The organism is Desulfonauticus submarinus, from assembly GCF_900104045.1.
GTDB classification, from domain to species: domain Bacteria; phylum Desulfobacterota; class Desulfovibrionia; order Desulfovibrionales; family Desulfonatronovibrionaceae; genus Desulfonauticus; species Desulfonauticus submarinus.
Window position 1 is genome coordinate 14,832 of record NZ_FNIN01000015.1, and the last position, 21,298, is coordinate 36,129.

A 21,298-nucleotide genomic window follows, 5' to 3' on the forward strand; every position below is an offset into this window, starting at 1 on the left:
GGCTTTATTTAATTTTAACATTTACCTCTATCAGTCTCTGCACAACAGTAATAAAACACAGCAACATAAACAAAGTTAAACCAACCCACATAAGCCCATCTTTCATGCCAAATATTAAAATCAGAAATAGCCAGATTATCAAATAAACTGTTCTAGTAGCTCTATCCATAATACCAGATTCACAACTAATACCTAAGGATTCTGCTTTAGCTTTAATATAACTGATTAAAAAGCACAACAATAAAACAAACAATATCACGTTCCCAGCGACAAATACCCATTTTCCTTGTTTTAAGAATAAAATAAAAATCCCCATTAAATAAAAGGCATCGCTAATTCTATCCAACACAGAGTCCCAAAAAGCACCCTGAATCGAAACCCTCTTAGTAATTCTTGCATACTGTCCATCTATACTATCTGAAAATCCAGAAAGCAAAATAAGTAAAAGTCCCCAAAAAATATGAAGCCAAAACCCTAAAGGAACTAACAGGGCAAAAACAAATCCTGCAAAACTAATTTGCGCAGGAGAAATATTTTTATTTTTCAAAATCGGGAAAAAATTTTTTTCCAAAAAATCATAATAACGTAAAGTTATAGAATAAGTTTTCCAATTCATAACTTTTAACTCCTCCTTTTCAAGTTCAAACCTTTTGCAAGTCAATAACAAGTTCATCCATTAATTGTTGGACTGTAATAATTTTATCTATTCTATAAGCATTAGCTCCAGCAAAAGCAAATCCTTTTTCTAGTCTACCTTTTTGTGCATTAATAAGAGCTAAAGAAATGCAATACGGGGCAGTATTAGGATCACAAGTTTTTATACAATGATAAGGACAAGAAAACGGTGTCTTTTCTCCTCTTTCTACAGCTTCCAAAAAACTATTTTTAATAGCCCTTCCTGGGAGGCCAACAGGACTTTTAATAAATACAATATCTTCTTTTTTAGCTCTAATAAATTCTTGTTTAAATCTAATATGAGCATCGCACTCTTCTGTTGCCACAAAACGAGTACCCATTTGAACTCCTTTGGCACCCTGTCTCAACATCATGGCAATATCTTCTCCTGTATACACTCCTCCTGCTACAATTACAGGAATCTCTTGACCAGCCTCTGCCTCAAAAGGCTCTAAAACTTTTTTTGTTTCTTTAAGTAAATCCACTATTGCAGGTTCTTTCTGTAACTCATCTAAAGAAAAACCCAAATGCCCACCTGCCTTTGGCCCTTCTAAAACAAAGCCATCTGGGACATAGCCAAGTCTTTTCCATTTTTTACAAATAATAGATGCTGCTCTTGGAGACGAAATAATAGGCACTAAAGCTGTTTTACTTTTGGGGAATTCTTGTTTTAATTTAGGTAGAGTTAAAGGAAGCCCTGCTCCTGAAAATATTATATCTACCTCAGCTTCTAAGGCCCCTCTAACCATCTGCTCAAAATCAGTAAGAGCTACCATAATATTTGCCCCGATTACACCCTCAGGAGCCATTTCTTTTGCTCTTGTTATTTCCTGCTTTAACATTGCCAAATTTGCTTGATGTTTAATTTTAGCATAATCAGAACGCAAAAAACCAATTCCAGCTGCAGCAACAACTCCAATTCCTCCACACCTTGCCACAGCAGAGGCCAAACCTGAAAGAGAAACTCCTACACCCATGCCACCTTGAATAATTGGCAACTCTACCTGGTGTTCCCCTATCTTTAAGGGCGACACTTTCATATTAAACTCCTGTTTTTATTTTTTTTAGTGCTTACTTATAACTTATAAGTATCTATCTTAGCAAGAGCCAAGAAGCAAGACCAAGGAAAGTAAAAAATCCTCCACTATCTGTCAAAGTAGTGAGAAAAATAGTAGATGCCTGAGCAGGGTCTCTACCTAAAGCCTTTAGAATAAGAGGAATAGAAGCTCCTGCAACTGCTCCTAAAATCATATCCAAAAGTAAAGCCAAACCCATTACCAGAGCTAAGTGAAAGTTATGAGTCCAAAAATACACGCCTGAATAGACACAAAGAGCGACTACACAGCCATTTACAAGAGCGATTTTGGCTTCTCTTAATACTGCACTCCAAAACTTTCTCGGATCAAAAGGCTCCAAAGCCAGTTGTCTTATCATAACAGCTAAAGATTGTTGGCCAGTATTACCGGCCTGATTAGCCACAATAGGCATAAGTACTGCCAAAATTGCCATCTGAGCAATAGAACCTTCAAACAAATGGACAACATAAGCAGAAATAGCAGAGTTAAAAACATTAATAATAAGCCATGGCAATCTCTTTTTTACAGAATACACCCATGGAGTACTGAGGGTTTCATCTGAACCTGCACCCACCATGGTTTGCATATCTTCACTGGCTTCTTCTTGAATAATATCAATAACATCATCAGCTGTAACAATACCTAAAAGCCGCATATCATAATCAACAACAGGAATAGCAAGCAAATCATAACGACCTAAAAGCCTTGCTACCTCCTCTTTATCTTGATCATAGGTGACAAAAATAAGATGCTGTTGTTGTTCTTGAAGCAAATCTTTTAAAGTTCTTGCAGGAAGGCTCAAAAGCAAATCTCTTAAAGACAAAACCCCTATTAAATGCCTAAATTCATCTACAATATAAGCATAGTAAGGGATTTCAATCTCTCCAGCATTGCTTCTTATAAGCTGAATTGCTTGATCAACGGTCAAATTTCGATCCAGCACTAAAATTTCGGTGTTCATTACACCGCCTGCAGTATCTGGATCGAATTTTAAAAGATCTTTAATTCTTACTGCATCTTCTTTTTCCAATTTTTTTAAAATTTTTGCTCTAACATCTGGATCTAATTCACTTAAAATATCAGTGGCATCATCAGGAGACATCTCTTCAAGTAGATCAGCAGCTAATGCAGGAGGCAAAGTGGACATTAAAGCAATTCTCTCATGTCTCTCCATTTCTGCAATGGATTCTGCGCTTATCTCTATAGGCTGGCTTAAAATAAACTCTTTTTGCTTTTCTAAAGGAAGATCCTCTAGTTTATCAGCAGCATCAGCAGGATGAAGATTATCTATGCTTGCCTTAGGCCAGTTAACTTCTTGATAATTTACTTCACTTTCCTGCTTTTTTTCGCGCTTATTACCCTTAGCAACACTGTACGATTTAATTGTATTTTTTTGCTTTTTTGACATGGCCTCGCCCTAACCAAAAAAACTTTTTAGGTCAAAGAATATATTTCAATTAACCCAATAAATATTTTAATAATATCCTATTTAACTAAAATATCTTAACAACCAATAAAAAAACACAAGCTCAATTAAACCCACTTATTTTGTTGAAAAACAAAGGTCAAAATTATGCCTCCCTTGGCAATCTCCTCTATTTAGGGTTGACGCTCACATAGAGATAACATACCTTTCTTTCTCATGTCTGAAATAGAATTTTTCCCAGAAAAATATTATAAAACACATCTCCTTACCCTTATCAAGCTTGCTCTTGCTGAAGATGGACAAGATTTAACATCAAACTATCTTTTTTCTAATTCTAAATTGGGTGTAGCACATATTATTTCCAAACAAACCGGCATTATTGCAGGCCTACCTTTACTCCAATTTATTCTAAAACAAAACCAATCCGATCTTAAATTAACCTTTTTAGTAAAAGAAGGACAAAAAATATTTCCTAAAACCAAAATAGTTAAAATAAGTGGACCAGTAAAAGAAATTCTAGCCTATGAACGAATATTTTTAAATTTTTTATCCCATCTGTCTGGGATAGCAACTCTTACTTCACATTATGTAGAAAAAGTCTCTCCTTATAATGTAATATTATTAGATACAAGAAAAACTCTTCCAGGACATAGAGTATTAGAAAAATATGCTGTCAGAGTTGGAGGAGGACAAAACCATCGTTTGAATTTAGAAGAAATGCTTATGCTAAAAGATAACCATCTTATAGCTTACCCAAGTATTAAACAAGCTGTTCAAAAATTACGAACACAGATTACCCATTGTCCTCCTATAGAGGTAGAATGTTCTACTCTCAGTCAAGTAAAAGAAGCAGTGGAGTCAAAAGTAAATAGAATTATGTTGGACAATATGTCTCCTGATCTTGCTCAAAAAGCTCTTCAATTAATCCCATCCCATATTGAAACAGAAATTAGTGGCAATATAACTCTACAAAATATTGAAGCGTATGCTTATTTAAGACCTAATTATATTTCTGTAGGTCAAATCACTCACTCTGCAACTAGTTTAGATTTGAGTTTAAAAATAGGAGATCTAAATGAATAATTATATACTTAGCCTAAAAGAAAAATATCAAAATAATTTAACAATTTTAGCTCACCACTACCAAAAACAAGAAATAGTAGATTTAGCAGATAAAGTAGGAGATTCTTTAGAATTAGCTCAAAAAATTCCTGAATTAAAAACAAAGTACCTTATATTTGCAGGCGTTCACTTTATGGCTGAAACAGCAGTTATTCTTGCTCAAAAACATCAAAAGGTATTTCTTCCTGTGCCTAATGCTAGCTGTGTAATGGCTAATACAGCCCCATATAAAAAAGTAAAAAAAATCCTAGAATTATTAAATGAAGAAAAAAAAGTCATTCCTTTAGCCTATGTAAATTCCTCTGCCAGCATAAAAGCACTATGTGGAGAATATGGAGGCAGTGTTTGTACTTCAGCAAATGCCGAAAAAATGCTCTTATGGGCACTTGAACAAGCAGATGGGGTCTTATTCTTACCAGATAAACATCTAGGTCTAAATACTGCCCAAAAAATTAACCTACCTCCATCTAAAATAACTATTTTAAATATAAAAAATAAATATTCCATGCAACTAGATAAAAATAAAACTTTATTCTTATGGCCTGGAGTATGTGCGGTACACTTTAAGTACAAAGTAAAACATATCGAAAAAGCTAGGAAATCACATCCAGATGCCAAAGTTATTGTCCATCCCGAATGTTCTCCACAAGTTGTGGAACAAAGCGATATGGCTGGATCTACTTCTATGTTGATAAAATACGTAAATAGTTTGCCTAAAAAATCTAAAGTATATATTGGTACAGAAGAAAACTTGGTCCAAAGATTGGCTAGAAAATACAAAGGCCAAAAAGAGATTTTCTCTCTTTTTCCTTCTTTTTGTTCCAACATGAATAAAGTCAATCTCAAAACTTTAGAATATCTTTTAAAAAATTTAAAAAATCTAGCCCCTGTTAAAGTAGATGAACATATAGCAAAATTATCATTTAAAGCGCTATCCACAATGCTTAAAGTGTGTCAATAATGGAAGAAAAATTAATAACAGACATACTTATAATAGGCTCAGGTCTAGCAGGGCTGACCACCGCTCTTTCCTTAGCCCAAACAAACTGCTCTATAACAATTCTAACAGATAGCAAAGAACTCACAGAAAATAACTCTTCCTTAGCTCAAGGAGGAATTGTTTATAAAAGTGCTAAAGATTCTCCTAAACTATTAGCAAAAGATATTCTCTATGCAGGGTGCCAACAGAATTATCTTAAAGCGGTAAAAATTTTAGCTACTCAGGGTCCAGAAATTGTCAAAAAAATTCTAATCGACAAATTAAAAGTAGATTTTGCTAAACAAAAAAACACTTTTAGCTTAACTAAAGAAGGAGGACACTCCATCCCTAGGATCTTGTTTTGTAAAGATTTTACAGGCAAAGCCATAATGGACAATCTAATAAAAGAAATAAAAAAATATTCTAATATATCTATACTCACTAACCACCAAGCAATAGACCTCATTACAAGCCATCACCATAGTACTAAATTAGAATTTAGATATCATTTAAAGAACCAATGCTTAGGCGCATACGTACTTCAAAAAAATAGTGGTCAAGTTAAAACCATATTATCCCACTATACTGTTCTAGCCACTGGAGGTCTTGGGCAAATTTATTTACATTCAACTAATACTTTAAATAGTATTGGATCAGGTTTATCTATGGCCTATAGAGCAGGATGTAGAATATTAAATGCAGAATATATTCAGTTTCATCCCACTTCTCTCTTCCACCTTGGAGAAAGAAAATTTCTTATTTCCGAAGCTGTAAGAGGAGAAGGAGCTTTTCTGGTCAACCAGAAACTCGAACCTTTTATGAATAAATACCATCACCAAAAAGATCTAGCGCCAAGAGATATTGTAGCAAGAGCAATTGTAGAAGAGATGATCTCATCTAAATCTGAACACGTATTCTTAAATATTGAAAAGGTTAAAAACTTCTCTCAAAGATTCCCTACAATCTATAAAACCTGTAAAAAAATGAATATCCCTATTGAAAAAACACGTCTCATTCCAGTAGTACCTGCAGCCCATTACTTTTGCGGAGGAATCTTAGTAGACCAAAATGGGCAAACAACCCTTCCTAGATTATTTGCAGGAGGGGAATGTAGTTGTACTGGTGTACACGGAGCTAACCGCTTGGCAAGTACTTCTCTTTTAGAAGCCTTGGTATGGGGATATAGAATCGGACAAAAAATAAAAAAAGACTTTAATCGCTCTAAAAAAATAAAATCTAATCTTTTAAACTCAATCCCATCATGGCAATATCCTAAAAACCCTGAATTTCCAGATCCTGCTTTAATTAATCAAGATTGGGCTAACATAAAACATACTATGTGGAACTATGTAGGCATCATTAGAACAAAAGCAAGACTTAAGAGAGCATTTGAAGATTTAAGAATTTTAAATAAAAGAATACACGATTTCTATAGTCAAACAGTTTTAAATTCAGACTTGATCAAACTTTACCATGCATGTCAAAGTGCATATATTGTCACCACTTCTGCTCTAAAAAATAAAAAAAGCATTGGATGTCATTATGTAACCTAAACTTTATCAATCCTGCCATCTTTAATATAAGCAAGATATCCAATTATATTATTATAACCTATTCCAGATAAAAGAGAAATATACTTTCTCACTTGAGACTCATATTTTGGTTTATAAATTTCATCAAATTTTAATTTAAAATCAAAGACAACTACTTGTTCCTTACTAAATAATATCCTATCAATTCTATAAATTTTACCTTGCCTATCTATTAATTCAACTTCATTTAAATGAAGATCAAATTTTAAAAACTGCTTTATTAAGGGTAAAGTTAAAAAATTATAAACAAAAAAAGTTAGCGTGTCCTCTAACCATGAAATGTTTTTATCCTCCAAATAAAGAAGATAATCTGTCATCTCATAAATTGCCACAGCTTGCTTTACTGCTATTTCTATATCTTTTTTAACAGATTTAAAATTAGACAAGAAGTAAAATACCAAATGATATAATTCACCCCACATTTTTTCTTTTGAATCTATACTATCTTCTTGTTCTTCTAAAAAATAATCAAGCATTATTACAACCTATTGTTTCTTCTATTATTTTTAAAAGAAAAGGGATATTTTTTTTCCGTTTATCACTATCTTCCACCCAATAATACAATTCTCTTTTAGCCCTTGTAAAGGCTACGTAAAGTAAATTTAAAGTTTCTAGTATATGTTTTTCTTTCTCCTGCTCTAACTTTGACGCAATATTTGCTGAATAAGGTTTTTTAACTCTTACAATACTGCCATCTTCTAAAACTAAAATATTTAGCCTAGGAATATTCCAATCTAAAAATGGTAAGAAAACTATATCAAATTCTAATCCCTTAGCTGCGTGAATAGTCATTACTCGAACAGCATCTATATGCTCAGAACATCCTAGTTTTTGTTTCTCTTTTATGATCTGCCACTCTTTTAAAAACATACAAATATTCAAAACTTTTGTTTTTGGTAAAGAAATAATTAGCTCTAAAAACCTATTCAAAAAAGCCAAATGATCTGGGAATTTTGTTTTTAAACTATACTCTTTAACAATCTCTAGAATCAACTCATATACAGATAAAAAAGCACTTTTTTGAACACAATATTTCAAGAAAGCTACCTCTTCTAAATCCTGTTTTTTTAACCAGTCCCACAATAAACCTTTCTCAAGCTCTCTATAATTTTTTAGAATAAATTCATTTTCCAACGGACAAATAGGAGTTAAACAAAAAGATAAAACCTTCTCATCATCCATAGGATCATCTACAAAGCGTAAAAAATTTATTAACCCCTTAATTACAAAAGAAGCTTCCAAAACTAAATTATTTTCAGAAATAACAGGAATATTTGCTGCCAATAAAAGAGATGATATCTCTTTTGCCTGTTCGTTTGAACGCACTAAAATAGCAATATCACTTAACTCGTTATTCTCTAAAATATTATTTAATAATCTTAAAAAATCTTGTTCCCAGTCTTCTTGCTTAAAAAACCTCTTTACCTTTCCTTTAAGATTTTTATTTTTTTCACATACAGATTGTTCTAAAGAAGAAAAATAATCTTTCAATTTACTTTGAAATCGATTATTTTCTAATTTAAAGATACTAGCTATCTCATTTGTGGCCGAAGAAAAAAAAGAAAATACTTTATTATTGAAATCAATAATATATGGTGAAGAACGCCAATTATATTTTAAAGTGTCTTCATGAAAATCTGCATTTGGTAACTCTCTATGACAATTTAAAAATAACTCTGGATCAGCATCTCTCCACATATAAATAGATTGTTTTTGATCTCCTACTAAAAAGACACTTCCTCCTTCTGCCAAACTATTCTGAATAAAAAACTTTAAAATATTCCACTGAATATTACTAGTATCTTGAAATTCATCAATTAAAAAATGTTTCCATCTCTCTCCTAAAAATGCAAAAATTGTTGGAATATCTAGTTCTTTTATCTTTTGTTCTAATAAATACATCCAATCATTTGGTAAAACTATTCCTTCTTCTCTGGAATAATCTGCCAAAAAATCTTTCAAAATAGAACAAATTTGGATATATGGTTTTACTTTTAAATCTGCTTTTAAGTAAAAATATGTATCTAATTCTTTTTTAAATCTAAAAAAATATTTATCTATTTTAGAAAAATCTAAAACATCTTTATTTTTATTTGCACGACACATTTCTTTTATACTTTCTTTATTTAAAAAAGATGATTTATCACTATTAAAATATCCAATAGGATCTAAAAAAGCCTTCCGCCAAGAATATTTGAATTCTAGTCCAACTTCATCAACCCAATTAAGTATTTTATTACCAAGTTCTTTTATTCTTTTTTCTTGATATTTTAAACTATCAACATCAAAATTTAAATTAATGTCTTTTTTAATTTTATATAGCTCAAAAAATACTTCTCTAAGGCGTGATTTTAATTTGTTTTCTATATTAAATCCATGCACTTGTTCTATCTCTAAAAAAACATCAACTAAAGAAGACACCACTTGTTGAATATTATCATCTTGCAACGAAATACGCCACAACCTATCTATTAGTTGATTTAAAACAAATTCTTCATTAAATTCAGGCTTTAAAGTAGGAGGAAATCCTAGTTCCAAAGAAAGCAAGCGAAAAAGATTAAATAAAAAACTATCAAGAGTTTTTACTTGAAAGCAAAAATAACGATCTAAAATTAGATCCAACCATTTTTTAGCTTGAGAAGGAATAAGGCCTGTGACCTTAACTAGAGCTTTCCCTTTATCATTCTCCAAAACAATATCTTTTAGTCCTTGCAAAATCCTATGTTTCATCTCAAAAGTAGCTTGGTTAGTGAAAGTAAGAGCAACAATAGATTTTAAGGAATCCAAAGAAACGCGTTTCTGCTTTGACAGAAGCCATAAATAAGCAATCATTAATTGATAGGTTTTTCCTGCTCCAGCAGAAGCTCTCAACTTTAAGACAAACGGAAAATTCAATTCTTCAAATATATTATCCATTTTTTCTCTAAAAAATTAATCTTCTGCAATACCATAAGAAATCAAAAATAAAAACGCAAAACATATTCCATCTAAAAAAATAAAAAACAACCACCAAGGACCTTTAAGACCTCCTTCAACTACTTGAGCACTATATCGAGACACACCAATAAAAGGCTCCTGTTTATACCCATCTAATATGCTTAAAAGCCAGTTTCCAATTGTAGCATCAGGTCCAGATCTAAAAAAACCACTTATATAGACACTTACTATACAATATATACCTACAGCCAAAGCCAAAAATTTTAACCTCTGTCCGAAATTTATCAGATTAATCTCACTCACTTTAGATACCTTACCGCTAATCCACCCCTCTATACTTCCTGCTATCATTCCTCCTATACCAGGAAAAAAACAAAACAATCCTCTTATAAGGCCAAAAATCATACTTAACAAAAAAATGACCATCAACTCCAATATCCAAAATCTCTTTAACCATTGAAATAAATTCATCCAAACTCCTTATTAACTTCTAACAATTCTTAAAAATAAACCAAGCTATAGCCTCTACTTATTTTTTCTGCCAAAATTCTTTCTAAAAAACAACTAGTTTCAGGAATTATATATCACCTATTTTTCTATAATATCTCTCTTAATTTAGGACAAACTTGCTTATCATTGTCTCGCCAATATTAGTTATTCTCCATAACCCAATACTCATCTCAAAATAAAACTACCTTCAACTTTTTACCTTATAAAAACTATTTTTATTTTATTCTTGACTTTCAGCATTTTTTTGAATTAACTACAGAAAAAAAGAGGGTTTCTAGAATGATAGACGAAATAGACAAAAAAATACTGAATTTACTCCAAAAAAATGGTAAGATTTCTAATGCTGAGATTGCTAGGCAGCTTAACATGGCTCCATCTGGGATCTTAGAAAGAATTAGAAAGCTTGAAAAAAATGGAATTATAGAAAAATATGAAGTACGATTAAATCCAAAAAAATTAGGCTTAGTTTTAACTGTATTCATTTTAGTTAAGACAGAAGATTCTGTTGGCTCAACAACTATAGGTTATCAATTGGCGCAAATAGAAGAAGTACAAGAAGTTTATTATATTGCTGGAGAATTTAATTATTTAATTAAGGCAAGAGTAGCTCATACAGATTCTCTTACTAATCTTTTAAAAAAATTCGGTCAAATTGAAGGAGTAAAAGACACTAGGACCACATTAGTTTTACAAGAAATCTTAGAAACTCTCAGAGTTGATCTTTCTCAAGTAAAAGAGAAAAAAAATAAACGAAAACGGAACAATAATAAGGAGGATTAGGATGGACAAAGCAAATTTAAATGCAAAAATCAAAGAACGAGGTAAAGAATTTTTTACCAGTATCCGAGGAGAGGCGCCCTCTGTCTTTAATAAAAGTTGGTGGACTGGCAAAGTTATGGATTGGGCAATGCAAAATGAAAATTTTAAAGTCCAGTTGTTTAGATTTGTAGATGTACTCCCCTATTTAGATACTACCGAATCCTTAACTAGACATATTGAAGAATATTTTACAGGAGACGAACATGATCTACCAGCTGTTTTAAAATGGGGAGCTAAGGGAGCTGCAGGTTTTGGCAAGGGATTAGCTGGGAAACTTTTGGCCAAAACAATTAGATCCAATTTAGAGTCAATGGCTAAACAATTTATTATTGGTGAAAACACTAAACAAGCTATCAAAACTTTGAATAAACTCAGAAAAGATAATTTTGCTTTTACTGTAGATATTTTAGGTGAAGCTACTGTAAGTGAAGAAGAAGGGTTTCAGTATCAGCAAAGCTATCTTGATCTTCTAGATGCTTTGGCCAAAGAAGCAAAAAAATGGAAGGGTCTATTTACAGGTGATGACCTAGACTGGGGATATGCTCCCAAAATAAATGCCTCTATAAAGCCGTCTGCCTTATATTCTCAAGCCAAACCTGTTGACTTTGAAAATACTGTTGAAACCATTGCGGAACGTCTAAAACCTATAATTAGAAAAATTAAGGAATTAAATGGTCATTTATGTATAGATATGGAACAATATGCCTTTAAAGATATTACCTTAGAAGTTTATCGTCGATTAAAAATGGATCCAGAGTTTCGGGATTTTAATGAATTGGCAATTGTATTGCAGGCTTATCTAAAAGATACAGATAGAGACTTGGATGAACTTCTTTCCTGGGCAAGAGCAGAAAAAATAAATATTGCCATCCGTCTCGTAAAAGGTGCCTATTGGGATTATGAAACAGTAATAGCTAAACAAAAAGGGCAAGAAATCCCTGTTTATACTATAAAAGCTGAGAGTGATGCAGCATTTGAACGTCAAGCTCAAAAAATCTTAGAAAACCACGATATATGTTATTTTGCGTGTGGTTCTCACAACATTCGGACTATTTCTGCTGTTTTAGAAACAGCCTTGGAATTAGGAGTTCCTGAAAACAGATATGAATTCCAAGTACTTTATGGAATGGCAGAACCTGTTCGCAAAGGCCTTTTGAATGTAGCTAAAAGAGTAAGATTATATGCTCCTTATGGAGATCTTATTCCAGGAATGGCTTATCTTGTAAGAAGGCTATTAGAAAACACTGCTAATGAATCCTTCTTACGCCAGAGTTTTGCAGAAGGAGCAGAACTTGATCGACTCTTAGAAGATCCTGTAATCTTAGCAGAAGAAGAAAAACAAAAACGCAAACAAAAACTCAAAAAAGCACAAGAAGGGAAAATCCCTCCATTTGAGAATCATCCCTTTGTAGATTTTACTAAAAAATTCGAACGAGATGCCTTTCCTCGGGCAATTAAAGAAGTAAGAGAACAGTTGGGAAAAACTTATCCTCTTATTATAAATGGGGAGGAGGTTTTAACTGAAGATAAGCTTACTTCTGTAAATCCAGCCAACCCAGATGAGGTAATAGGCCATATCTGTCAAGCCTCTGTCAAAGAGATTGACCAAGCGATTAGCGCGGCTAGAGATGCTTTTCCTGCGTGGAGAGATCTGAGCCCTGAGGAACGAGCCAAATATTTATTTAAAGCAGCTGATTATGCGCGTAAAAATATTTATCATCTTTCTGCATGGCAAATTTTGGAAGTAGGGAAACAATGGGATCAAGCCCATGCAGATGTATCTGAAGCTATTGACTTTCTAGAATATTATGCAAGAGAAATGATCAGACTTGGCAATCCCAGAAAAATGGGACGTGCTCCCGGAGAATTAAACCATCTTTTTTATCAACCCAAAGGCATTGCTGCAGTAATTGCTCCTTGGAACTTCCCTCTAGCTATCTCTTGTGGAATGACATCTGCAGCGCTTGTAGCTGGCAACTGTGTGTTGTACAAGCCAGCAGGAACTTCAGCAGTGGTAGGATACACCTTAGCCAAAATATATGAAGCTGCTGGTATCCCCAAAGGCGTATTTAATTATGTACCTGGTAGAGGTAGTGTAATAGGTGATTACTTAGTTGAACACCCAGACATAAGTCTAATTGCTTTTACAGGTTCAATGGAGGTAGGCTTAAGAATTATAGAAAAAGCCGCAAAAGTACAAACAGGACAGGAACAAGTTAAAAAAGTCATAGCAGAAATGGGAGGTAAAAACGCTATCATCATAGATGATGATGCAGATTTAGATGAAGCTATAATCCATATCATTTATTCTGCCTTTGGGTTTCAAGGCCAAAAATGTTCTGCCTGCTCTAGAGTAATTGTATTGGAAAGCATCTATGATCGCTTTGTAAAACGTTTAGTAGCAGCAGCCAAATCCATCGCTATTGGGCCTGCAGAAGATCCTCATTATTATATGGGCCCAGTTATTGACGCAAATGCTCAAAAGAAAATATCAGAATATGTAGAACTGGCTAAAAAAGAAGGAAACATTCTTCTTATAAGAGACGATATCCCTGAAAAAGGATATTACGTTCCTCTAACTATTGTAGAAAATATTACCCCAGAACATAGACTAGCTCAGGAAGAAATATTTGGGCCTGTGCTCGCTATTATGAAAGTAAAAAATCTAGATCAAGCAATAGAATGGGCAAATTCCACTAGATTTGCTCTTACAGGTGGAATATTCTCCAGAAGCCCACGACATTTAGAGAGAGCACGAAAAGAATTTAGGGTTGGAAATCTCTACCTTAACCGAGGCATTACAGGTGCTTTAGTAGAAAGACAGCCTTTTGGAGGATTTAAAATGTCTGGAGTTGGTTCTAAGGCAGGGGGCCCAGATTACCTTCTCCAATTTATGGATCCTAGATGCGTAACAGAAAATACCATGAGAAGAGGTTTTGCTCCTATTGAAGAAGACGATGATTGGATAGAATAATTAAATTATTTTTTATCTTCACCTCCCCTTTAAGCCCCAAGTACTAATTAGTGCTTGGGGCTTTTATCACAAAAATTTTATTTTGAGACATAAAAATCTACATCTTTATATGTAGATGTACCTTTTAATTTATCATATAAAATAGCCCTAAACTTATAATGTCCTTCAGGAACACCGCCTAAGTTCAAACTATTTTGGAAAAAAATATCAAATATAGGAGATTTGCTAACAATATGTGATTCTACCATATTAGTTTTTTTAAAAACAACATTACCTTTTTCATCTAAAATATTTATGTCCTCTGTTATCCAAGTTTCATACATTCCATCACGTGAAGAAATAAAAAAATTTTTTGGTTCTATATAAATCAATAGAGTATCGCCCTTCCTTAAACTAGTAGATTCTGTAGGAACATACATCCCAAAATTAAATATTTTCTTACAAGGCAACATCTTTTCTATTCCAAACGGGGCTTTATTTTGAAGCTCAATGATTTTTTGTTTTAAACGTTTTATTTCTTTATCGTAATCTTGAGCAAAACTTAAACTACTTCCTAAAAATAGAGATACGACTAAAAATAAAAAAACTCTTTTCATCTTTACTCTCCTTTTAAGTAAGTTTTCTTATATTTTCTATCCTCTTGCCCAAAATACATAAAAACTCGTGCGCAAATATACTCTAACCAAATTATAAAAGACAAATCAAATCTGCCAGAAAAATGAAAAGTAAATTTCTAGGTAACATAGGCAAACAACACTCTCAATAAAAATAATTAAGATTCTCCTATCCAAACCAATGGAACATTATAACTTAACTCCTCACTTTCCTAAAACTCTTTATAGAGTACTATGCTATATTTAATTTCCATTTTTTTTATTTTATTTTTTTAAAAAAAGGAACAAATTAGGAACAATTAATTTAACCTTTTTTTCTCTAACTTATAATAATTATTTAACTTTAGTAAAATTAGCTTTAATAAAAAAATAGTGTTGATTTAATGAAAAGCTATCAATCCATATTTTTTTAATATGCTATTGACAAAGCAATATAAATATCTAGAATACTTTACTTAGCACATTCATCTATCATATAATAATAAGGAGGGAAAGAATGGAAGAATATGTAAAACAAGCTTTAGAAATTGTGAAAGCCCAAGCTTCTGTTAGAACCATGACAGAAGAAGAAATCACTTCTATGGTTCAAAGAGTGGCTGAAGGTATCAAAAAAGTAAGTGAAGGAACAGACACAGAGGTAGAGCAAAAACCTGCTGTAGAACCTAAAAAAGCAATTAGAGAAAAAAGTATCATTTGCTTAGAATGCGGTAAGAGCTTTAAAGTTTTAACAAAAAAACATTTAGCATCTCATGGATTAACTCCTCAAGAATACAAAGAAAAATGGGGATATAAAAAGAACGTTTCTTTAGTATGTAAAAGCTTAGCTAGAGAAAGACGTAAAAAAATGGAATCTATGAAATTGTGGGAAAAAAGAAAAAAGAATTAGTTTTAATTGATATTAAAATAATAAAGGGACTCTTTAAAGAGTCCCTTTATTATTTTTTCTTGCCAAGACTCTATCCTATGGATATATCCCCAAATCATTATGGCAACACATTTAATTATTGTAGAATCCCCAGCAAAAGTAAAAACCATTAAAAAATTCCTTGGCAAAGGTTATAAAATTGAAGCATCCTTAGGACATATCAGAGATTTACCTACCAAAGAATTAGGAGTGACAGAAGGTGAAGAATTTTTACCTACCTATGTCATTATCCCTGGCAAAGAAAAGGTCGTTAATAAGCTCCAAAAAATAGCAGCTAAAGTGGGAAATATTTATTTAGCCCCTGATCCAGATAGAGAAGGTGAAGCTATTGCCTGGCATATTGCTGAAGTTATTAAACAAAAAAACTCTAACTTTTTACGTATCCAATTTAATGAAATAACCAAAAGAGCTGTTTTAGAAGCTTTAAATAACCCTAGATCATTAGATGAAAAATTATTCAATTCTCAACAAGCAAGACGCATTTTAGATCGTTTAGTAGGATATAAAATTTCACCTTTACTTTGGAAAAAAGTCCAACGAGGTCTTTCTGCTGGTAGAGTTCAATCTGTGGCTTTACGTTTATTAGTAGAAAGAGAAAAAGAACGTTATAGTTTTCAACCACAAGAATATTGGGTATTTAAGGCTTTACTAAAAAAAAGTGAATATGAATTACAAGCAGACCTCGTCAAAATAAGTAATAAAAAGGCTAAAATAACCAATGAAAAACAAGCATCTGAATTAAAAGATTATTTAGCAAAGCAGCAGTTTATATTACATAAAATAGAACAAAAACAACAAAAAAGAAACCCTAAACCACCTTTTATTACATCTACGCTTCAACAAGAGGCAAATATCCGATTTAACTTTTCTGCGTCTCGAACAATGAGCATTGCTCAACGTCTATACGAAGGAGTGGACCTAGGAGAAAAGGGAACCATTGCACTTATAACCTATATGCGTACAGACTCTGTGCGCATTGCTCCAGAAGCTCAAAAATTGGCTAGAGAATGGATAAAAAAGACCTTAGGCTCTAAGTATTGTCCTCCTAAGGCAAAAAAATATAAAACCAAATCTACTGCCCAAGATGCTCATGAAGCTATTCGACCTGTAGACCCAACTCTAACTCCTGAAGAAATACGAGCTTATCTCCCTGCAGATCAATTTAAACTCTATAAACTAATTTGGGAAAGATTCATTGCTTCACAAATGACATCAGCTACAATTTTAGCTACAATTTTTCATATCCAAGCAGGTAAAACATTATGGCAAACAAAAGGTGAGCAGATCGCATTTCCTGGTTTTTTAAAAATTTATTCTCCTGGTAAAATTAAAGAAAACCTTTTACCTAATCTTACAGAAGGTACAAACTTTAACTTAGAAAAATTGGATATAAAACAAAAATTTACCCAACCCCCGGCTAGGTACAGTGAAGCAACTCTAGTAAAAAAAATGGAAGAACTAGGAATAGGGCGTCCTTCTACTTATGCTACGATTATATCTACTCTTCTTGCTAGAAAATATGCATTATTAGAAGAAAAACAGCTTATTCCCACAGAACTTGGAATGTCTGTATGCGATCTTCTTATACAACATTTTCCTAAACTATTAGATGTCAATTTTACAGCAAAAATGGAAGAAGAACTGGATAAAATCGCTATAGGAGAAAAGGACTGGCAAGAAGTATTAAGGGAATTTGCCAAAGAATTTTATCCAACGTTAGAAGCAGCTCAAAAAGAAATGCGCTCCTTAAAAAATGGAGAACAAACTGAAATTAAATGCAGTAAATGTGGGAATCCTATGCTAGTCAAGTTTGGGAAAAATGGCCCATTTCTAGCCTGTTCTAATTATCCTAAATGTAAAAACACTTCTAATTTTAAACGCACTGAAAATGGAGAAATCGTTCTAATAAAACCAGAAGAACAACCTCCTAAAATTGTAGGTAAATGTCCAAAATGTGGTAACCCTGTAGTAGAAAAAAAAGCAAGAACAGGGGCTAGATTTTTAGCCTGTTCTAATTATCCTAAATGTAACTATACTGCCAGTTATTCCACTAAAGTACCTTGTCCAGAACAAGGTTGTGATGGAGAGTTAGTAGAAAGAAGTACTAAAAAAGGAAAAATCTTTTATGCTTGTTCTAATTATCCTAAATGTAAGTTTGCTGTTTGGAACTATCCTGTAGCCCAAAAATGCCCTAAATGTGGATTCTCCATCTTGGTAAAAAAGGAAAGTAAAGCTAGAGGAGAATATCTGGCCTGTCCTGTAAAAGGATGTAGATATTGGGAAAAAATTGAATAAAATCATTTAGCATAATGCTATTAAAAGAATATGAACGATTAGTCTATTCCCCAAAAAAAGCTGCAAACTTTATTGCTAAACTTTGTTGGCCCAATTACCAACGTTTTTGTCCAAGTTGCAAAAGCAGAAAATTTAAAAAACTTTCTTCTCAAAAAAGAAAGTGCCTACGTTGTAATACCATTTTTACAGATTTTACTGCTCGTTATTTTAATATAGTCAGAATTAAGCCAGATGACTGGTTAAGAATAGTAAAGCTTTTTGAGATGGAAACAAGGCCTGATGAAATAGCTCATCAACTGGGCCTGAGTTATAATACTATACGAAAAGCCCTAACTTCTATTAGACTAGCTATCTTAGCCAATTCTTTAGATGGATCTTCTCTTATCAAGCATTTTAATCTATATTCCTTTCCCTCTAAAAAGAAAGCTAGAATTCAAAATCCACCAGTATTTGGCTTAATAGAACAAGAAAAACACGTATTCATAGATTTTTTGCCAGACTTAGATTTAGAAAGTTTTGTTCACCTAAAATTAAATTTTAAACTTCCAAGTAAAAAAATTGGTCAAATAATCTATACTGCACCTGTAAGACAATATTTAAGCTTATTAGTTTATGATCATAAAATTACAACTACATATAATTTAAAGCATCAAGGGCGATATATTGCCTTAGATGGTAATAAAAATTTCTGGCCTTTTGCTAAAAGACGTTTACATAGTTTCAGAACGACCAGTGAACTAAACTTTCTTCTTTACTTCAAGGAATTAGAGTTTAGATATAATTACAAACAAAAAGACTTCTTTCTCAGACTACTAAAATACCTAGCATCCTTTATAGAGAAACAATAAAAATACCATTATTTTCCTTTTTATTTTAAAAGTCAGTCTCCCTATCTATAAGTAAAAAAATTTTATTGTTGAGCAGAAGATCTAAATTCTGCTTTCAACAGCTTTTGAGTCAAAGAAATATGATTATGTTGTCCACAAAAAATAGAATCTTTATTTACGCCTAACAAGGCTTCTGGCAAAACTTCATCCATATGTTTAACTTTTATAAGTTTAAGGCCTTTTAAAATTTCTTCTGGCACTTCATCTAAATCCCTTACATTATCTAAAGGAATAATAACCTTTTCAATTGCGGAGCGCTTAGCAGCCAACAATTTTTCTCTTAATCCTCCAATCGGAAGTACTCTTCCCCTTAAAGTAATCTCTCCTGTCATAGCAAGATCATTTCGGACAGGAATATTAAGCAATGCAGAAACCAAACTAGTGGCTAAAGTTATTCCTGCAGATGGACCATCCTTTGGAGTTGCTCCTTCTGGCACATGAATATGCACATCTATTTCTTTATAAAAATCTGGTTTTAAACCAAACACCTCTGAACGAGATCGGACATAACTAAATGCGGCCTTGGCACTTTCTTGCATCACCTCTCCAAGCTTGCCAGTAATCTCTAATTTTCCAGTACCAGGCATAATAGTAACTTCAACCAACAATATCTCCCCTCCCATTTCTGTCCAAGCCAAACCATTTGTTACACCAACTAAAGGCTCTTCTTCTTTTTCACTATGGCGTACTTTAGGTACTCCAAGATAAGAAGATAAATTAACTTTAGTAATCTGAACTTGCTCTATTTTATCTTCTACAATTTTTTTAGCAACCTTTCTACAAATAGAAGCAATTTCCCTTTCCAAGTTTCTAACCCCAGCTTCTCTTGTATATTCTCTAATAACTTTTTCTATAGCTCCATCAGAAAATTTTATTTGTTTTTTATCTAGTCCATGCATCTTCAACTGTTTTGGCAATAAAAAATATTTTGCTATCTTTTTCTTTTCTGTCTCAAGATAACCAGGCAGTTTTATTATTTCCATTCTATCTTGCAAAGGAAGAGGAATAGTATGAAGGCTGTTAGCAGTAGTTATAAAAAAAACATTAGATAAATCATAATCTAAATCCAAATAATGGTCATTAAAGGCGTAATTTTGTTCTGGATCTAGCACCTCAAGCAAAGCAGCAGAAGGATCTCCTCTAAAATCTGTACTCATTTTATCAACTTCATCCAAACAAAAAACAGGATTATTATATTTTACTTTTTTTAAACTTTGAATGATCTTACCTGGTAAGGCCCCTACATAAGTACGCCTATGACCTCTAATCTCTGCCTCATCTCTAACTCCCCCTAAAGAAAGACGCACGAACTCCCTTTTCATGGCCCTTGCAACAGATTTAGCTAAAGAAGTTTTTCCCACTCCAGGAGGACCTACTAAACACAAAATAGGTCCTCTAATTTTATCCACTAAATTTTGCACTGCTAAATACTCTAAAATTCTTTCTTTTGGTTTCTCTAATCCATAATGATCATTATCTAAAATTTTAGCGGCTTCTTTTAAATCTATATTTATTTCTTTAATCTCATTCCAAGGTAAAGACAAAATCCAATCTATATAATTATAGCTAACGGTATATTCAGCTGAATTTGTAGGCGTAATACGTAATTTCTTAATCTCTTCAAAAGCTCTTTCTTTTGCCTCTTCTGGCATATTTTTTTCTTTTACTCTTGTCTCTAGTTTATCCAGCTCTGCCTTGGGATCAACATCTCTTCCCATCTCTTTATGGATAGCCTTTAGCTGCTCAGAAAGATAATACTCTCTCTGATTTTGCTCCATTTGTTTTTTAACTCGTTCTTTTATTTTTTGCTCCAAAGCTATAATCTCTATTTCCCCCATTAAATACCCATAAACCTTTTCTAAACGTACTAAAGGATCAGCTATTTCTAAAACTTGTTGTTTTTCTTGGAATTTAACATTACTTAAATGGGGTAATATTCCATCAGCCAAAAAAGAAGGGTCCTTTATATTAGCTAATGTTAACAAAGATTCCTTAGCCATTTTTGGATTTAACTTAGAAAACTCTTCCAAAGCTTCTTGCACTAATCGAATAAAAGTCTCAGCTTTTTTTTCATCATAATCACTATCTGGAAAACTAAATACTCTAGATTTATAAAATTCTTCTTTTGAAAAACTTTGTTTATCTATTTTAGCTCTATAAATACCTTCAAAAAGAACCTTACGAGTTCCATCTGGCAATTTAAACATTTGCAGCACTCTGGCTACACATCCAACCTCATAAATATCATCTAAACTTGGCTCTTCAACCTCTGGATTTTTTTGAGTCACCAAAAAAATTCTTTTATCAAAATCGTTCAAAGCAGCTTCTATCGCTTTAACTGACTGCTTACGTCCCACAAAAAGTGGTATTATCGCTTTAGGAAACATTACCACTTCTCTAAGGGACATCACAGGCAATATCTCTTCATCTGGAGCAAAATACAAAAGGCTATCCTTATTCATAAGCC

General features: G+C 32.7%; 16 protein-coding genes. 8 read left to right on the top strand and 8 right to left on the bottom strand.

All coding sequences use genetic code 11. The features are described from left to right. Positions 1 to 4: 4 nt before the first annotated feature. The 3 genes from BLP60_RS09475 to mgtE are packed head-to-tail and all read right to left on the bottom strand — an operon-like array spanning position 5 to position 3,159. Positions 5 to 616: a CDP-alcohol phosphatidyltransferase family protein gene (locus tag BLP60_RS09475; protein WP_159427726.1), complete on the bottom strand. Its 612-nt coding sequence runs from the start codon at positions 614 to 616 to the stop codon at positions 5 to 7. Positions 617 to 641: 25 nt separating this feature from the next. Then, positions 642 to 1,715, bottom strand: coding sequence for an NAD(P)H-dependent flavin oxidoreductase (locus tag BLP60_RS09480; RefSeq protein ID WP_092066355.1), 1,074 nt, complete (start codon positions 1,713 to 1,715; stop codon positions 642 to 644). A gap of 52 nt (positions 1,716 to 1,767) precedes the next feature. Then, the gene (gene mgtE, locus BLP60_RS09485; RefSeq protein ID WP_092066357.1) at positions 1,768 to 3,159 is read right to left on the bottom strand and encodes a magnesium transporter; all 1,392 of its coding nucleotides are present in this window, start codon (positions 3,157 to 3,159) and stop codon (positions 1,768 to 1,770) included. Between the two features lie 234 nt (positions 3,160 to 3,393). On the opposite strand from mgtE, the gene nadC reads away from it, so the two are divergent. The 3 genes from nadC to nadB are packed head-to-tail and all read left to right on the top strand — an operon-like array spanning position 3,394 to position 6,831. Next, entirely contained in the window at positions 3,394 to 4,260 is an 867-nt protein-coding gene (nadC, locus tag BLP60_RS09490; RefSeq protein WP_092066359.1) for a carboxylating nicotinate-nucleotide diphosphorylase, read from the top strand. Next, positions 4,253 to 5,260, top strand: a complete 1,008-nt coding sequence (gene nadA / locus BLP60_RS09495) for a quinolinate synthase NadA (RefSeq protein WP_092066361.1) — start codon at positions 4,253 to 4,255, stop codon at positions 5,258 to 5,260. The genes nadC and nadA overlap by 8 nt, the downstream gene beginning before the upstream one ends. Further along, on the top strand, positions 5,260 to 6,831 hold the full coding sequence (gene nadB, locus BLP60_RS09500; protein WP_092066363.1) for an L-aspartate oxidase: 1,572 nt from the start codon (positions 5,260 to 5,262) through the stop codon (positions 6,829 to 6,831). Before nadA ends, nadB begins: the two co-directional genes overlap by 1 nt. Here the strand turns inward: nadB and BLP60_RS09505 are convergent. Genes BLP60_RS09505 through BLP60_RS09515 form a run of 3 tightly spaced genes read right to left on the bottom strand, consistent with a single transcriptional unit; the run spans position 6,828 to position 10,278 of the window. Further along, the gene (locus BLP60_RS09505) at positions 6,828 to 7,346 is read right to left on the bottom strand and encodes a hypothetical protein (protein WP_092066365.1); all 519 of its coding nucleotides are present in this window, start codon (positions 7,344 to 7,346) and stop codon (positions 6,828 to 6,830) included. The genes nadB and BLP60_RS09505 overlap by 4 nt on opposite strands. Further along, the gene (locus BLP60_RS09510; RefSeq protein ID WP_092066367.1) at positions 7,339 to 9,786 is read right to left on the bottom strand and encodes a UvrD-helicase domain-containing protein; all 2,448 of its coding nucleotides are present in this window, start codon (positions 9,784 to 9,786) and stop codon (positions 7,339 to 7,341) included. The genes BLP60_RS09505 and BLP60_RS09510 overlap by 8 nt, the downstream gene beginning before the upstream one ends. A gap of 15 nt (positions 9,787 to 9,801) precedes the next feature. Next, the gene (locus BLP60_RS09515; RefSeq protein ID WP_092066369.1) at positions 9,802 to 10,278 is read right to left on the bottom strand and encodes a hypothetical protein; all 477 of its coding nucleotides are present in this window, start codon (positions 10,276 to 10,278) and stop codon (positions 9,802 to 9,804) included. Between the two features lie 318 nt (positions 10,279 to 10,596). Between BLP60_RS09515 and BLP60_RS09520 the strand changes: the two genes are divergently transcribed. Both BLP60_RS09520 and pruA read left to right on the top strand, forming a co-directional pair. Further along, positions 10,597 to 11,097 (top strand): Lrp/AsnC family transcriptional regulator, encoded by a 501-nt coding sequence (locus BLP60_RS09520; RefSeq protein ID WP_092066371.1) that lies wholly within the window; start codon positions 10,597 to 10,599, stop codon positions 11,095 to 11,097. A 1-nt stretch (position 11,098) separates the two neighbouring features. Further along, positions 11,099 to 14,110, top strand: a complete 3,012-nt coding sequence (gene pruA / locus BLP60_RS09525) for an L-glutamate gamma-semialdehyde dehydrogenase (RefSeq protein WP_092066373.1) — start codon at positions 11,099 to 11,101, stop codon at positions 14,108 to 14,110. Positions 14,111 to 14,187: 77 nt separating this feature from the next. Here pruA and BLP60_RS09530 read toward each other — a convergent pair whose 3' ends face one another. Continuing rightward, complete coding sequence (locus BLP60_RS09530; protein WP_092066375.1) at positions 14,188 to 14,706, bottom strand: hypothetical protein; 519 nt, start codon at positions 14,704 to 14,706, stop codon at positions 14,188 to 14,190. A 514-nt stretch (positions 14,707 to 15,220) separates the two neighbouring features. On the opposite strand from BLP60_RS09530, the gene BLP60_RS09535 reads away from it, so the two are divergent. The 3 genes from BLP60_RS09535 to BLP60_RS09545 all read left to right on the top strand — a co-directional run bounded on the left by BLP60_RS09535 (position 15,221) and on the right by BLP60_RS09545 (position 18,792). Then, positions 15,221 to 15,610: a Ros/MucR family transcriptional regulator gene (locus BLP60_RS09535; RefSeq protein ID WP_092066377.1), complete on the top strand. Its 390-nt coding sequence runs from the start codon at positions 15,221 to 15,223 to the stop codon at positions 15,608 to 15,610. A 99-nt stretch (positions 15,611 to 15,709) separates the two neighbouring features. After that, entirely contained in the window at positions 15,710 to 17,944 is a 2,235-nt protein-coding gene (gene topA, locus BLP60_RS09540) for a type I DNA topoisomerase (RefSeq protein WP_092066379.1), read from the top strand. Positions 17,945 to 17,958: 14 nt separating this feature from the next. Further along, positions 17,959 to 18,792, top strand: coding sequence for a transposase (locus BLP60_RS09545; protein WP_092066381.1), 834 nt, complete (start codon positions 17,959 to 17,961; stop codon positions 18,790 to 18,792). 62 nt (positions 18,793 to 18,854) lie between these two features. Here the strand turns inward: BLP60_RS09545 and lon are convergent, their stop codons facing one another. Then, positions 18,855 to 21,293: an endopeptidase La gene (gene lon, locus BLP60_RS09550; protein ID WP_092066383.1), complete on the bottom strand. Its 2,439-nt coding sequence runs from the start codon at positions 21,291 to 21,293 to the stop codon at positions 18,855 to 18,857. Positions 21,294 to 21,298 lie beyond the last annotated feature (5 nt).